This window comes from Flagellimonas sp. 2504JD1-5, assembly GCF_053618295.1.
Genome location: NZ_JBSIOU010000002.1, coordinates 1,513,222 through 1,527,924, shown reverse-complemented (window position 1 = coordinate 1,527,924; position 14,703 = coordinate 1,513,222). Strand labels below are relative to the sequence as shown.

The window sequence follows — 14,703 nt, the reverse complement described above, 5'->3', positions numbered from 1 at the left end:
TCGTAAATTTCGGATTCTATTTTATTAATCTTTTAAACCATAAAATGTCTGACAAAGCAATACTTGAATATGACGGAGAGAAATACGAGTTCCCAGTAATAAAAGGTACTGAGGATGAATTGGCTATCGATATTAAAACCTTAAGGTCTGCCAGTGGTATGGTGACCATAGATCCGGGTTATAAAAATACGGGCTCGTGTGAAAGTGCTATTACTTTTTTGGACGGTGAAAAAGGAATTTTAAGATATAGGGGATATTCCATAGAAGATTTGGCCGAGAAGGCCGACTTTTTGGAGGTGGCATACCTTCTAATTTTTGGGGAGCTGCCAAATAAAGAACAGCTTGAGCAATTTCATAGTGACATTAAGGAGGAATCCCATGTAGATGAAGAAATGAAAAAGATTTTGGACGGATTTCCAAAATCGGCTCACCCAATGGGAGTACTTTCCTCTTTGACAAGTGCATTGGTGGCGTTCAACCCAACTTCAGTTGATGTTTCATCTGAGGCGGCCATGTACCATTCAATCGTGCGAATACTTGCCAAATTTCCAGTGTTAGTGGCTTGGGCGCAACGTAAGAAAAAGGGCCTTCCTTTGGATTATGGAGATGATACACTTGGTTATGTGGAGAACATCCATAAAATGATGTTCAAAAAACCGAACCAAGAATATAAAAAAGATGACATCGTAATTGATGCTTTGGATAAATTACTGATTCTACATGCCGATCACGAGCAAAACTGTTCCACTTCAACGGTGCGTATTGTAGGGTCATCACATGCAGGACTATTTGCATCTCTCTCAGCAGGAATCTCAGCATTATGGGGACCACTTCATGGAGGTGCCAATCAAGCAGTTTTGGAAATGTTGGAAGCCATTCAAGCTGATGGAGGTGACACCAAAAAATATATGGCCAAAGCGAAAGATAAAAATGACCCGTTTCGATTAATGGGCTTTGGACACCGCGTATATAAAAACTTTGATCCAAGAGCTAGGATCATTAAAAAGTCCGCTGATGAGGTATTGGGAAGTTTAGGAATAGATGATCCCATATTGGATATAGCCAAAGGATTGGAAAAAGAAGCCTTGGAGGACGAATACTTCGTAAAAAGAAAACTTTATCCTAATGTGGATTTCTATTCTGGCATAATCTATCGGGCATTAGGAATACCTACCGAGATGTTCACCGTAATGTTCGCTTTGGGAAGATTGCCAGGTTGGATTGCCCAGTGGCGCGAGATGAGACTCAGAGGGGAACCCATAGGAAGACCAAGACAGATATATGTGGGGGAAAACTATAGGCCCTTTGTCGGTGTAAATAAAAGATAGTTTAAAAGCTATAAATTAAAAAGGCGGTCATTTATGATCGCCTTTTTAATTTATCATCTCTTGACAACATTTTCCGTAGAAATGGAGTTTAGCCTCTTATCACGGTCATAACATATTTCCATAATGCCCTTATGATAAAATACTTTGATTGCCGACAGGGAATCCGAATCTATCTGATTTTTGCATCGTTCAAATTCATTGTGCAAAAACTCATGGGCATCAATCGTACTTAAATTTTTTATCGTCGAATCCAATGAGCGTTGATACTTTTTCAAACATTGATTGATTTCGTCATAAAGGCCATTTTGTTGAATCAATTGCATATCAGGACCTTCAGAATCAAACATGGAAATGGCTACCATATCAATACAATCAGAATACTTTATTTGGCGCTCTGGATTTTCACTTTTTTCAGCGTCGGTTGCCCCTGAAAAGTTGATTTTTGGAGAAAATTTATTCATGGACAAAAGGGCGATACTGATTAGAGCAATTAAACAGAATGGAAGGATAATTTTTTTCATCCCAAAAACCTTTTATCGTATTTAAATGTAAGAATTATAAGCTAATTTAGCATGATTTTTAGTAAGGTTTTTTCGAATTTATTGATTTTTAACTAGTTAAAAATCAATTACATACAAGCTTTAATCCAATATTGATAGTGTTTGCTGAAAAGCCCTAAAAGGAGTAAGTTTTTTTTTGTTTTGGCCAATGGAAAATCGATAACAAAACCCTAGTTTTGCCACAGTGTTTTTAGGGTTTTTCTGTTTTTGAGAACCTTAAATGGATAATAAAGGACGGTTATATGATGCAATTGCATGTAGAAAACGAAACAAGCCCGCTTAAAGCGGTAATATTGGGAACCGCAGAAAGTTGTGGCCCTACCCCAACACCTGAAGAAGCATATGATCCCAAATCTTTGGAGCATATTTTGGCGGGCACATATCCGAAAGAGGAAGACATGATCCTGGAAATGGATGCATTTGCCCAAGTATTTGCAAAGTATGGCGTTGAGGTGTACAGACCATCCATTCTAAAAGATTGCAATCAGATTTTTTCCAGGGATATCGCCTTCGTAATTGAGGACAAACTATTTCATTCCAATATTTTACCCGATCGCGAAAGAGAGTTTGAGGCCATTCAACATGTTTTGGATAAAATTGATCCCAACAAAATTATCCGTCCCCCTGAAGAAGTGCATATTGAAGGGGGTGATGTTATGCCTTGGAACGATTATGTTTTTATAGGAACTTATACCGGCGAAGACTACCCGGATTACATTACCGCAAGAACCAACAAAGAGGCCGTAGAATTCATTAAAGAGCAGTTTCCACATAAAAAGATAAAATCATTTGAACTACGGAAATCAAATACAAATGCCAAGGACAATGCTTTACATTTAGATTGTTGTTTTCAACCCGTAGGCAAGGACAAGGCCATTCTGCATAAAAATGGCTTTTTGGTAGAAGAGGAATACCAGTGGTTGGTGGATTATTTCGGAAAGGAAAACATTTTTGAAATCACCAAGGACGAAATGTATCAAATGTTCAGCAATGTCTTCTCCATTTCACCGGAAGTCGTGGTTTCAGAAAAAAACTTCACACGCTTGAACAATTGGCTCAGAGAACAAGGCTTTACCGTTGAAGAGATTCCCTATGCCGAAATTGCAAAGCAAGAAGGATTGTTGCGTTGTAGCACCATGCCTTTGATTCGCGGTTGATTTTCCTTTTTTGGACTGGTAGCCCCGACTACCTTACTTATCTGACCCTAAGACTACATGAAAAGAGAAATTCTGTAGTTTTGAAATATGACCACAGCTAAAAGGACAATCTGTTTTGTGATTTGTAGCCTGTTCTCGGCAATGACTTATGCCCAAGAAAATGTGGATATTGTGATTGTAGGAGGAGGTGCTGGTGGCACTTCCGCAGCAATTCAGGCAGCGCGAATGGGTGCAAGCGTTCAAATTATTGAAAAAACCACTTGGTTGGGCGGAATGCTCACTTCAGCTGGAGTGTCAGCGATTGATGGCAACCACAAAATGCCTTCAGGTATTTGGGGTGAGTTCCGTCAGAAATTATACGATCATTATGGCGGTTCAAAGGCAGTGGCAACCGGATGGGTGAGCCATACACTTTTTGAACCTTCCGTAGGCAAGTCAATTTTGACCGAAATGGTAAACTACCCCAATCTTAATATTATATATAAAGCTCATTATGGTAAAATAGAAAAGGAAGGTAATAAATGGGTCGTTCACTATAAAAAGAGAGATAAAACATATTCAACCAAAGCTTCTGTTCTTATTGATGCAACTGAAACTGGAGAGTTGCTGCCCTTGGTCGGGGCCGATTTTCGATTGGGAATGGACTCCAAACAAGATACTGGAGAGAAAGAAGCCCCTGGAAATTCGAATTCCATAGTTCAGGACTTGACCTATGTGGCTATCCTAACGGATGTAGGGGCAGCTAAAAACCGAAAAGGATTGGTGAAAAAACCAAAAAACTATGATCCCGAAGAATATGCCTGTGCCTGCAAAAGGGAGCAGGGGGGAATGTTCGGTTCGGTGGCCGATTGTGACCAAATGCTGAACTATGGAAAATTGCCAAATAAAAAATACATGATCAACTGGCCCAATTGCGGAAACGACTTTTTTGTGAACTGGCCGGAAATGACCAAAAAGGAGCAAGAAGAAACCTTAAAAAAGGCTAAAACCTTCACCCAAGGGTTTGTTTATTATATCCAAAACGAGTTGGGATATAAAAACTTGAGGTTGGCCGATGAATTTCCTACCCAGGATAATTTTCCTATGATTCCCTATCATCGGGAAGGGAGAAGAGTCAAAGGGAAAACTTTTTTGGTGGTAAACCACTTGGAAAGACCCTACGATTTCAATCTATACAAAACTGGAGTAGCCGTTGGGGATTATCCCATTGATCACCATCATGATAAAAATCCGGAAACACCCGAAATTGAATTTATCAATATCAAAGTGCCCAGTTATTCCATTCCAATAGGAAGTTTGGTTCCAGAAAAAGTAGATAATTTTTTGGTCTCGGATAAAAATATCAGCGTAAGCAATATCGTGAACGGTACTACGCGGCTGCAACCTGTGGTCTTAGGTATTGGTCAAGCATCAGGTGCCATAGCTGCTATGGCGGTAAAAGAACAAATAAACACGTCTGAAGTATCCATTAGAGAGGTGCAACAAACTCTTTTGGAAAGTAAGGCTTACATTATGCCGTATATTGACGTTGCTCCAGATGATGCAGCTTTTGGTGCTATCCAGCGTATCGGCGCTTCCGGGGTGCTTAAAGGATATGGCATTCCCTATAAGTGGGCTAATGAAACTTGGTTCTATCCTAAAAGGATAGTACCCGAATACGAATTGAAAAGCGGATTACTTCCATTGTATCCTGATTTGAAAGATGAACACGCTTCTGGTCAGGGTGTGACGCCAAAATTTTTGGCGGACTTGCTAAGCAAGATTAAGAAGGAAATCACCTTGGAAAGTATCGAAGAGGCATGGAATTCTACCAAAATTGAATCCCCATTTTCTGCGTCAACCCAACTCGATAGAAGAACAGTCAGTATTTTGGTGGACAAATTGCTCAACCCTTTTGGAGTTGAGTTGGATTTCGACGGAAGTTTCAAATAAAAAATCTGTTTTCTTGGTGCATTTTCTTGCATAAAATTGTTGCATTTGCACGTATATTTATCCTCTCAAATAAACAGTAAAAGATAAGCATGCGATGCAGGTAACCAATACCATCTTAATGGTTCGGCCAATCAGTTTTAGAATGAACGAACAAACGGCCGTAAACAACTATTTTCAAGAGGAAATAGCCGTGGAGCCTAATGAAATTAATGCCCAGGCACAACAAGAGTTTGATGAGTTTGTCGGTAAGTTAAGAAATCATGGAGTTAATGTGGTCGTGGTACAGGATACCAAGGACCCAGATACCCCGGATTCTATTTTTCCGAATAACTGGATATCGTTCCATGCTGATGGAACCGTTGCGGTCTATCCCATGTTTGCCGAAAATCGAAGAAATGAACGCCGAGAAGACGTCTTTGAAATTTTGGAAAAAGATGGTTTCCGAATCGACAACGTGGTGGACTACACTTCCGCAGAGGAAGAAGGTGTGTTTTTGGAAGGAACGGGCAGTCTGTTGTTGGATCGTGTAAACAAAAAAGCGTATTGCGCTTTGTCCGATCGGGCGGAAGAAGAACTCGTCATTGAATTCTGCGAGGATTTTGATTATCTACCTGTGATTTTCACTGCAAACCAAACGGTGGAAGGGCAACGATTGCCCATCTACCATACCAATGTGATGATGGCCCTGGCTGAGACCTTTGCCATTATCTGCTTGGCCACCATTGACGATAAAAAAGAACGCAAGAACGTGGTGGAGCATCTTAAGGCAGATGGAAAAGAGGTCATCAACATTACCGAAGAGCAGATGTACAATTTTGCAGGAAATATGCTTCAAGTGGTTGGAAAGGACGACCAACGCTATATGGTCATGAGTTCTGCCGCATACAACAGTTTGGACAAGTCCCGAAGGGAGGCCATCGAAAAACATTGCCCCATTATCCATAGCTCGTTGAGTACCATTGAAACCTGTGGAGGTGGAAGTGCCCGTTGTATGATGGCGGAGGTATTTTTGCCCAAAGCTTAAAGGCTGAAAATCAAGAAGTTTTTGGCAATATTTCTGTGCCAGATTGCGTTTTGTTAATCATGGCTCGGCTAAATCACATTGCCCATATAATTCTTTTGATTTTGATGGTTTTCTCTTGTTCAAAGGACAAGGAAAATGATCAGGAGGCAGAGGAACCCAATGCAAGGTCCTTTTTTATGGGATTTACCGCTTTTCCATACGATTATAGCCTCAATGCACTTAATGAAACATACCAAAACGTTATAGCTGATGGGGACATATTTTTGAGCCATTTAGATTTTGGAGTTCCATGGGATGAGACTATGAACGATCTACCATTTCCCATGGAAGTACAGAATACGATAAATGTTGCCAAAAACTCGAAATCCCCAAGCACTAAGATCGTCCTTACCACGACACCCACGGACCAAAGCAGGAACAATTTGGCCAAATATTGGAATGATGATGGCAGTCATCAGCCCTTACCATCCTTCTGGGATGGAAAAAGCTTTGATGATCCTATCGTGGTTTCCACTTTCATTAAATACTGTAAACGGTTGATAGATGAGGTGAATCCAGACTATTTCGGTTATGGAATTGAAACAAATGCAACCTTTAGAAAAGACGATGCCGAATTTGCACAATTTTTAAGTTTAACGGAAGCGGTGTATACGGCCCTCAAGACCGATTATCCAAATTTGCCTATATTTCTTAGCCTGCAGGACCAGGCCTTTGATACTCCTAAAACTGAATTGATGGAGATTTCAGAAATGCTTGTTGCCAACTCGGATTATGTGGCCATGAGCACCTATCCATTTTTGTACTACGAGAATTTAACGCGCGATGCAAATCCCGATCTGTTTGCCGATAATTGGTTGGAAGATTTCAGGAATTTGGATGTTTCCAAACCTTTTGCCGTTTCGGAGACAGGATTTTCTGCCGATGACTTGATCATAGAAAATTTGGGAGTCAATGCAAAAAGCACCGAAGACTGGCAACGTACTTATGTTGAAAAACTGATGAACCATTTAAATGATCTGAATGCGGAATTTGCCATATGGTTTGTGTATCGCGACTATGACCTTTTGTATCAAAACACCCCATCACCACCAGATATCTTAAAAGTGTGGCGAGATAACGGCCTGTTGGATGGTAATGGAGCCCAAAGGCCGGCTTATGAGCTCTGGAAGCAATGGCTTCAACTTCCCAAGAACTGAGGATTGAACCACTCTTTACAATTTGACGTTGAAATTTGTCAGATAATCATTACTTTTATAGTCCTCCGCTAGTTTATTTGCTGCGCATTTTGATTCCCCCTTTTTTATAAAACGTATTTCTCTATGGGAAACTCAAAATTTGGAAATTGGATACCACTTTGTTGTGTGGTATTAATTTGGTTTGGATGTGGGAAACAAAAAGATATTGTCAAGTTTGAGCCCGGAAACATTTCTACACCGGCGGTGGAATATTCCTGTACCTTTTCGGCGGATGGCAACGAACTCTACTTTGCCAAAAGCTACCAAGAATGGGGGAGTGTCGATATGAAAAGTGCCATTTACCACGCCGTTAAAAAAGATGGCGAATGGTCCTCTCCTAAAATGGTTCCGTTTTCTGGTATTTTTGATGATAGCGACCCACATTTGTCCCAAGATGGAAATACCTTGTACTTTATTTCCGACAGGCCAACATCAATTACCAAAACTTCCGCAGATATTTGGATGGTAACAAAGAATGATGACGGAGTATGGGAAGAACCTGTTGTTTTATCCTATCCTATAAATTCAGAAAACACGGAATATAGCCCACGTACCGATGGGGCAGGCAACCTATATTTTGCGTCCGACAGATTGGGAGGTTACGGACAGGGTGATCTTTATATGTCCAAATTTAAATACGGGGAGTTTGGAGTGCCGGTAAATATGGGAAATACTTTGAATTCCCCAAAAGGCGAATGGAATTTGGAGATAAACAACAAGGGTGATCTCATCATTTTTGAGGCTTCACAACGAGAAGCCAATGTATCACCTTATGGGGACCTTTATATCAGCTTTAAACAAGACGATAATTGGACCGTGCCCCAAAATATAAAAGAATTGAACACCTCGGGGAGTGACCTTTACCCTTATTTGACCAAAAATGGCAAGCATCTATATTATACCAGCAGTGATAGCCTAAAAGGGAAAAGCACTAATATCTATATTACCAAGTTTGGTGGACTAAGTCGTAAATACCAACAACAGGCCAAAACCCAGTTACAGCAATAAATTATGAACTCCTTCCCTTGGTCAAGGGAAGGTATCCGAATGATGGAAGGGATTGTTTTTAGGTTTACCCTTTCCGCTGTTACTCCGTAACACCACCTTTCCCTAAAAGGGAAAGGAGCCTTTACCTGTCATATCGATTTGTCATCCTGAGCAATGTCACACTGAGCTTGTCGAAGTACTGTCGAAGGATGGAAAAACTAAAAAAAGCTCCTCCCCTATGTAAGAGGGAGGTGTCCACCATTGGTGGACGGAGGGGGTAAATATCCCTTCCGCCTTGATGCAAAGTATCAAACCACCCTCCTTGTCATCTAGAGACTTGCGTCATGCCGAACTGGCTTCGGCATCTCAATGGAGTGGGACCCTGAAACAGGTTCAGGGTGACGGCGTGCCCAAACCCAATACTTTAGTATTCTCATCTTATAGCGTCAATAATCCCCCTTAAAGCAGCAACCACTCCCTGAATTTCTCTTTTAGTAAAAACATCATCCTCAATATAAAAGAGCATTTCAATACCTTGGTCTAAGATTTTGGCAAACTCTTCTGATGAGCCGTAACCTTCTTTAACCCACTCGCGAAATTGTTTTAGTTGTGATTTTTTCATGCCTTAACTTTTACAAAGGCAAGAAAAGGAGAATCTTTGGCTCGGTGAATGCCATTTATGGCAAGTTAGATAAGAGACTGGTTTGTAAGGTGTTGTTGATCTTAATTTTGATGAAATTATATTAGAATAAAAGGGTAAATTGATTGTTTTTAAGGTTTAACCATTAAATGATATGAATTATAATGAAACACGTCGTAGTTCTTGATACCAATATTCTTAGAGCTGATTTTCTTTTTAAGTCAAATCACTTTAGGATTCTTAAAGAATACTTGAAAATTACAAACTCAACTTTGATAATCCCAACAATTGTCATTCAAGAATTGGTACACTTATACAGATTAGAACTGCAAACTAAGTTTGAAGATTTAAATAGTTTAAAAGATAGGATTAATCGTAATTTATTATTAGATAGCGTTTTGGACTTTAATCCTGATGCAAATATCAACCTAGAGGAACAGGTTTTTAAGTATCAGGAGTACATCGAAAATCAATTGAAACCTTTTTTACGTCAAATTGATCATGAGGATGCCTTCTTGCCAGAATTGGTAAGAAGGTCGATAGAAAAAATAAAACCAATTTCTCGAAAAGGACAGGAATTTAGGGATGCACTACTATGGTTGACATTAATGAATTATATCAAAAAACAGAAATTCGAGCTTAAAGTTTCTTTTATTACAAATAACGTTAAAGATTTTGCTGATGAAACTAAAATGGCGTTGCATCCGGACTTAATGAAAGAAATAATGGAAACAGGAATATCCTTTTACTTTTATAGGTCTCTGACAGATTTTACTCAAAATACCGCTATTACAATTACTGATATTTCAAAAGAATGGTTAGTTGAAAGTTTGGATTGGGAAGGAATTCAGGTAACGGCTGAATCGACTGTTGAAAATATAGACCCATCTTACTTTTATGAATATTATTATGGGAATAAAATTGATAAATCGGATTTGGAGGGGTGGGATGTCGTGTACGCAAGTTATTATAGAGATATTGAAGGTTTCTATATCTATGAAACAACTGAAAAGAACAATTACACTGTGGAGGTCGATTTATATGGCAACGCGGTATTGGAGTTTGAAAGTAAAGAAGGCAAATTTTTCCAAAAAGATGTGGATTTTGGCACTAAAGCATATCTAATCATAAAACAAATGAAAATTATAGAAGTCAAATTGAATCCTTACGGAGAGGAAGCTGGATTGGACTTCGGGCCTAGCTATGAAGCTCCAAAGATATAGATTACCCCAAATTGTACTATGCTTTGTACAACATTGGAGCATTTATTCCCCCTCAACCACAAACTCGCGAATGGCCTGGTTGGGCTCCATAATGGTATGGCCTTTCCAAAACTCGGGGTCGTAGGCCGATAAATAGGTAGCCTCAACGGTTTCGTCCTCTTCCAAAGCTTCAAAATTGGTTTTGGAAACCACGTCCGAGTCGTAGACCACCAGTTCGTATTTTTCGGTGTTATAATTGACAATGTCCAAAGCTAGGGAGAGTTCGTTCTGTTTTCTTCGGCCCTTAACATGTTTGTTCTTTTCGATTACTTTTAAAGGTCGGTCAACACCCATTTTGCGCCCAAAAGTGAAGTTTATAAACTTCAATTGGTACTTGTCCCCATCAAACTTGGAAAAAATAGTGCTACCATAATATTTCAATTCTTGATAACTAAAGCCAAGTAACTTAATGCTTTTTATGGTTTTCACATTTTCATAGTCCATGCGCATTATGGCAAAATCCTCGATGTTCACAAAGAGCTTGCCCTGAAAATCGGCACCACGCTTGGGGGCAAAACCTACAACATACACACCTTGGTTATCCAACTCTGAATAGCCCAAAAGTTCATACTCGTAGCGGTGCAGCTTTTTGGCCACATCCAATTTGGACTTTCCAAAAAACTGGTCGGTAATCTCGCTCATTATGTATTTTCGGTTGCCCAAAAAGTAGTTTTTCTCAGGTTTTTCTAATTCGGCTTCCAGTTCATCCGTGTCTTCTTCATTCTCAAAAATGGAATCTAGCTGCACTTTTTCGCCAAAAATTCCTGATTTTATCTTTAGGTAAGAATCTGGTTTTACGTTGGCCCTAAAAATGGCCTCCATTTTGTCGGACAGGGCTTCCATAGAACCTTCATTGCTCTTGTCGTACAGTTCGGCCGCTTTTATGATCTCCAACTTGTTTTCCTCCCCGTTTTGGTAATAATCGCCCAAAGTTTCGGTGTAGTAGGCCGAATTTTTGGGAAGAATGGAAACGATACTGTCCATCAAGTGCTCGTCCAGCTCGACAATGGTGGATTTTTTAAATTCAATATCCATTTTCTGAAGCGTATTAAAACTGGATTGCCGCAGAAAGAAACGCTGTTTTAGTGGTGCCTTGTTATAGTTGGTAGGCATGCGTTCCTCTACCCGTTCCATGATTTCATCCACATCCAATTCCTTATCAAATAAATACACCCCTGTAAGTTCAATGGCCTTGGGAGTGATCGTGATGATACTATCCTGTAATTGCTCTAATGTAAACCCCGTTTTTTGATATCCCATTGAGGAAATATAAATGGAATCCTGTATTGAGGTTGCGTCCAGAATAAAGCTGAAACGACCTTCTTCGTTAGTAATCACGCCTTGGTGCTCACCGTATTGCACCGTTGCATAGGGAATTCCCTTTTGGGTCTTGGCATCGACCAATTTAGAGGTGATGGTCTGGGCAGATAGGCTGCTAAATGCCAGAAAAAAGCAAAGAAATAAGGCTGTATTGAATTTGGACATCGGTTCGTTTTTTTGATTGCTTATTTGATTCCCATTTTCATGGGAATGACAGTTTTATTGGTTGTCGCACAGCATGCTGTGCGGAGCTATTTTTCATTAAAGACGCACTAAATAACAAAAGGGTTGCATTCAGGCAGACGATTTTAACAGGAATTTGTAACAAGGATCGTTCCAAAAATGAGAAGGGAACAGTATTATTCGTGCACTGTGGCCATTTTATAGAAATAGATAAAGGGGAGTAGGGCCACAATGATCCAAGAGCCCACCAAAAGTTGCACATCAATGGTGTCAACGATTTCTTTGATATGAAATAGAAGTATTATAGTGGTCAATAAAAAGGCCACCACCGAAGCCAAGTTCATAACTGCGATCATCCGAATGCCCAATGCATAGAGTTCAGGTGCATTTTTTTCGGTAACCTTTACGGGAAAGTTCATGTGGTAAGGCTTCATTTTGGTGACAAAAAAACTCAATCCAAAGTACAGTGTGGCACTAAGGATGGGGATGATCCAAAGTGTTGACTTATGTCCATAGCCATCGGCTTCGCCCTTTAGATTGAAATGGGTTGGAATGGTTTCAGGTAGGTCAAAATAAAAAACAAGTACCAACAACACGTTCAAAGCCACTATGGCCCATCCCAATTTGACCAATTTTATATCTGTTCCGTTGGGTTTTACTTCTATTTTTGGCTTTTTACTGAATATGCTCATAAATCTTCAATTGAGGGTTGAGCGTTGTCGGCCTTATAATCCAACACCTTCTTAAAATACTTTTGAATGGCTTTGGTATCGGATCTTACTTTAATAAAATAATGATCTTTATAAATAGAATAAACTGCGAAATCTCCCTTGTATAGGTTGAGTTTATAATATGGGATGACCAAACCATAGGTTTCCAGCAAGGACCTGAACCGTATAATAATACCTTTTGGACGCATTTCTACATTACAAGTGTTCAAATTGTTGTCTAAAATCAACAGATTCTGAATTTCAATGTTGGTTTCGGTAATGTGTAGTTTTGGAGAACCGATTCCACCCATAGCAAACCGATCTTTTAAGGGAAAAGGCTTACCCACAGCCGCATCAATTTTTTTGGTGGTGGTTTTATCGGTGTAGGAGACGTTCAAAAGCATCTCTAAAATTAACCAAAATCAGCGGGTTTATTATGCGCAAAGCCCATTTATATTGATGGAAACGGGCAAAAAATATGTAGTTTTGCAGGCTGAAAAGGCCAGATACATGAGTTTGCAAAAAGTTATTTCACAAAGTGTGATCAAAGCGGTAGGGGAGTTGTACCAGGTAGAACTTCCAACCGTGGAATTTCAACCCACCCGAAAGGATTTTGAAGGGGATATTACTGTGGTTGTCTTTCCGATGCTTCGCTTTGTAAAAGGAAACCCTGTTGAAATAGGAACCAAAATTGGTGAATATTTGCAGGATAATGTAGCCGAGGTGTCCAAATTTAATGTGGTCAAAGGTTTTTTGAATGTAGTGGTAGAAGATGGTTTCTATCTTAATTTTTTCAACTCGATATATAGCGAAACGGATTTTGGATATGTAAAAACACCAACCAAAGACGCCGTGATGGTGGAATATTCTTCTCCGAATACTAATAAACCACTGCATTTGGGGCATATTCGAAACAATTTATTAGGGTATTCAGTTTCAGAAATTTTAAAAGCAGCTGGAAAAAAGGTATACAAAACCCAGATTATTAACGACCGGGGCATCCATATCTGCAAGAGCATGCTGGCCTGGCAAAAGTTTGGAAAGGACGAGACTCCGGAATCATCCGGATTGAAAGGGGACCACCTGGTAGGGAAGTATTATGTGGCTTTTGATAAAGCTTACAAAGAACAGATAGCTGATTTGGTTTCCAAAGGAACGGAAAAAGAAAAGGCTGAAAAAGAAGCTCCTATTCTACTTCAAGCCCAAGAAATGCTGCGAAAATGGGAAGGTGGTGATACTGAAACCGTTGCGCTGTGGAAAAAAATGAACGGATGGGTATATGAAGGTTTTGATGTCACTTACAAAAACTTGGGTGTCGATTTTGACGTGCTCTATTATGAAAGTGACACCTACCTTTTAGGTAGGGATGTGGTAAAAGATGGCCTGGAACGTGGTGTTTTCTTTAAAAAAGAGGATGGAAGCGTTTGGATTGACCTAACTGATGAAGGTTTGGACGAGAAAATCGTACTGCGTTCAGATGGAACTGCGGTTTATATGACCCAGGACATCGGGACTGCGATTCAGCGTGTAACTGATCATCCGGATATTAATGGAATGGTATACACCGTAGGAAACGAGCAGGATTACCATTTTAAGGTACTTTTTTTGATTCTTAAAAAACTCGGCTATGATTGGGCCAAACAATTGTACCATTTAAGCTATGGTATGGTGGACCTCCCTAGTGGAAAAATGAAAAGCCGGGAAGGTACGGTTGTGGATGCGGATGACCTGATTGAAAGTATGGAAAGTACTGCAGCATCCATTTCTGAAGAACTTGGGAAACTGGAGGGCTATTCTGAAGAAGAAAAGAAACAGCTCTACAGAACCATCGGCTTGGGGGCCTTAAAATATTATATTTTAAAGGTAGATCCTAAAAAACGGATTTTGTTCAACCCTGAAGAATCGGTGGATTTCCAAGGAAACACGGGACCGTTTATCCAATATACCTACGCAAGAATTCAATCGATTCTAAGAAAAGCAGAGGATGTCGGATCGAGCGCAGTCGAGACCGCATTGGATTTACATGAAAAAGAAAAGGAGTTGTTAAAGCAAATCCAGCTTTTTCCGGAGACGGTTCAACTAGCGGCAGAAAATTACAGTCCTGCACTGATTGCAAACTACACTTATGATCTGGTGAAGGAATTCAACTCGTTTTATCAGCAGGTATCTATTTTGGGGGAAGCGGATGAACAAAAAAAGCGGTTTCGCGTACAACTCTCCAAAAAAGTAGGAGAGATAATCGAGTCTGCCTTCAGACTTTTAGGCATCGATGTTCCTGAACGGATGTAGGTTTGGAGATCGACGGGATTGACATATTTGGGTTTGGATGCCTTATATTCATTTTTGCCTATTTCTCTTATATTGT

Annotated in this window: 13 protein-coding genes; 8 read left to right on the top strand and 5 right to left on the bottom strand. The window is 39.9% G+C overall.

Features of this window, described 5'->3' with window-relative positions; genetic code table 11:
- The first annotated feature begins 44 nt into the window (after nt 1-44).
- The gene (locus ACULLG_RS16325) at nt 45-1,328 is read left to right on the top strand and encodes a citrate synthase (protein WP_452127867.1); all 1,284 of its coding nucleotides are present in this window, start codon (nt 45-47) and stop codon (nt 1,326-1,328) included.
- 53 nt (nt 1,329-1,381) lie between these two features.
- Here ACULLG_RS16325 and ACULLG_RS16320 read toward each other — a convergent pair whose 3' ends face one another.
- Complete coding sequence (locus ACULLG_RS16320; protein ID WP_452127866.1) at nt 1,382-1,849, bottom strand: hypothetical protein; 468 nt, start codon at nt 1,847-1,849, stop codon at nt 1,382-1,384.
- 281 nt (nt 1,850-2,130) lie between these two features.
- Here ACULLG_RS16320 and ACULLG_RS16315 point away from each other — a divergent pair, with 281 nt between their 5' ends.
- The 5 genes from ACULLG_RS16315 to ACULLG_RS16295 all read left to right on the top strand — a co-directional run bounded on the left by ACULLG_RS16315 (nt 2,131) and on the right by ACULLG_RS16295 (nt 8,244).
- A complete protein-coding gene (locus ACULLG_RS16315; protein ID WP_452127865.1) occupies nt 2,131-3,045 on the top strand; it encodes a dimethylarginine dimethylaminohydrolase family protein in 915 nt (304 codons plus the stop codon).
- Nucleotides 3,046-3,132: 87 nt separating this feature from the next.
- Nucleotides 3,133-4,977: an FAD-dependent oxidoreductase gene (locus tag ACULLG_RS16310; protein WP_452127864.1), complete on the top strand. Its 1,845-nt coding sequence runs from the start codon at nt 3,133-3,135 to the stop codon at nt 4,975-4,977.
- 94 nt (nt 4,978-5,071) lie between these two features.
- Nucleotides 5,072-6,001: a citrulline utilization hydrolase CtlX gene (gene ctlX, locus ACULLG_RS16305; protein ID WP_452127863.1), complete on the top strand. Its 930-nt coding sequence runs from the start codon at nt 5,072-5,074 to the stop codon at nt 5,999-6,001.
- 59 nt (nt 6,002-6,060) lie between these two features.
- Nucleotides 6,061-7,197 (top strand): hypothetical protein, encoded by a 1,137-nt coding sequence (locus tag ACULLG_RS16300; protein ID WP_452127862.1) that lies wholly within the window; start codon nt 6,061-6,063, stop codon nt 7,195-7,197.
- Nucleotides 7,198-7,320: 123 nt separating this feature from the next.
- Nucleotides 7,321-8,244: a hypothetical protein gene (locus ACULLG_RS16295; protein ID WP_452127861.1), complete on the top strand. Its 924-nt coding sequence runs from the start codon at nt 7,321-7,323 to the stop codon at nt 8,242-8,244.
- 412 nt (nt 8,245-8,656) lie between these two features.
- On the opposite strand, the gene ACULLG_RS16290 is transcribed toward ACULLG_RS16295, so the two are convergent.
- A complete protein-coding gene (locus tag ACULLG_RS16290) occupies nt 8,657-8,845 on the bottom strand; it encodes a hypothetical protein (protein WP_452127860.1) in 189 nt (62 codons plus the stop codon).
- A gap of 182 nt (nt 8,846-9,027) precedes the next feature.
- Here ACULLG_RS16290 and ACULLG_RS16285 point away from each other — a divergent pair, with 182 nt between their 5' ends.
- Complete coding sequence (locus ACULLG_RS16285; RefSeq protein ID WP_452127859.1) at nt 9,028-10,086, top strand: PIN domain-containing protein; 1,059 nt, start codon at nt 9,028-9,030, stop codon at nt 10,084-10,086.
- Between the two features lie 42 nt (nt 10,087-10,128).
- On the opposite strand, the gene ACULLG_RS16280 is transcribed toward ACULLG_RS16285, so the two are convergent.
- The 3 genes from ACULLG_RS16280 to ACULLG_RS16270 all read right to left on the bottom strand — a co-directional run bounded on the left by ACULLG_RS16280 (nt 10,129) and on the right by ACULLG_RS16270 (nt 12,742).
- Nucleotides 10,129-11,610, bottom strand: coding sequence for a carboxypeptidase-like regulatory domain-containing protein (locus ACULLG_RS16280; RefSeq protein WP_452127858.1), 1,482 nt, complete (start codon nt 11,608-11,610; stop codon nt 10,129-10,131).
- A 194-nt stretch (nt 11,611-11,804) separates the two neighbouring features.
- Complete coding sequence (locus ACULLG_RS16275; RefSeq protein ID WP_452127857.1) at nt 11,805-12,320, bottom strand: DUF1648 domain-containing protein; 516 nt, start codon at nt 12,318-12,320, stop codon at nt 11,805-11,807.
- The gene (locus tag ACULLG_RS16270; RefSeq protein ID WP_452127856.1) at nt 12,317-12,742 is read right to left on the bottom strand and encodes a hypothetical protein; all 426 of its coding nucleotides are present in this window, start codon (nt 12,740-12,742) and stop codon (nt 12,317-12,319) included. The genes ACULLG_RS16275 and ACULLG_RS16270 overlap by 4 nt, the downstream gene beginning before the upstream one ends.
- A gap of 106 nt (nt 12,743-12,848) precedes the next feature.
- On the opposite strand from ACULLG_RS16270, the gene argS reads away from it, so the two are divergent.
- Nucleotides 12,849-14,627, top strand: coding sequence for an arginine--tRNA ligase (gene argS, locus ACULLG_RS16265; RefSeq protein ID WP_452127985.1), 1,779 nt, complete (start codon nt 12,849-12,851; stop codon nt 14,625-14,627).
- The last annotated feature ends 76 nt before the right edge of the window (nt 14,628-14,703 follow it).

Bases quoted from the DNA above. Each gene is read 5' to 3' on its own strand.
- ACULLG_RS16325 (WP_452127867.1), top strand. From the start codon at position 45: ATGTCTGACAAAGCAATACTTGAATATGACGGAGAGAAATACGAGTTC.
- ACULLG_RS16320 (WP_452127866.1), bottom strand. From the start codon at position 1,849: ATGAAAAAAATTATCCTTCCATTCTGTTTAATTGCTCTAATCAGTATC.
- ACULLG_RS16315 (WP_452127865.1), top strand. From the start codon at position 2,131: ATGATGCAATTGCATGTAGAAAACGAAACAAGCCCGCTTAAAGCGGTA.
- ACULLG_RS16310 (WP_452127864.1), top strand. From the start codon at position 3,133: ATGACCACAGCTAAAAGGACAATCTGTTTTGTGATTTGTAGCCTGTTC.
- ctlX (WP_452127863.1), top strand. From the start codon at position 5,072: ATGCAGGTAACCAATACCATCTTAATGGTTCGGCCAATCAGTTTTAGA.
- ACULLG_RS16300 (WP_452127862.1), top strand. From the start codon at position 6,061: ATGGCTCGGCTAAATCACATTGCCCATATAATTCTTTTGATTTTGATG.
- ACULLG_RS16295 (WP_452127861.1), top strand. From the start codon at position 7,321: ATGGGAAACTCAAAATTTGGAAATTGGATACCACTTTGTTGTGTGGTA.
- ACULLG_RS16290 (WP_452127860.1), bottom strand. From the start codon at position 8,845: ATGAAAAAATCACAACTAAAACAATTTCGCGAGTGGGTTAAAGAAGGT.
- ACULLG_RS16285 (WP_452127859.1), top strand. From the start codon at position 9,028: ATGAAACACGTCGTAGTTCTTGATACCAATATTCTTAGAGCTGATTTT.
- ACULLG_RS16280 (WP_452127858.1), bottom strand. From the start codon at position 11,610: ATGTCCAAATTCAATACAGCCTTATTTCTTTGCTTTTTTCTGGCATTT.
- ACULLG_RS16275 (WP_452127857.1), bottom strand. From the start codon at position 12,320: ATGAGCATATTCAGTAAAAAGCCAAAAATAGAAGTAAAACCCAACGGA.
- ACULLG_RS16270 (WP_452127856.1), bottom strand. From the start codon at position 12,742: ATGCTTTTGAACGTCTCCTACACCGATAAAACCACCACCAAAAAAATT.
- argS (WP_452127985.1), top strand. From the start codon at position 12,849: ATGAGTTTGCAAAAAGTTATTTCACAAAGTGTGATCAAAGCGGTAGGG.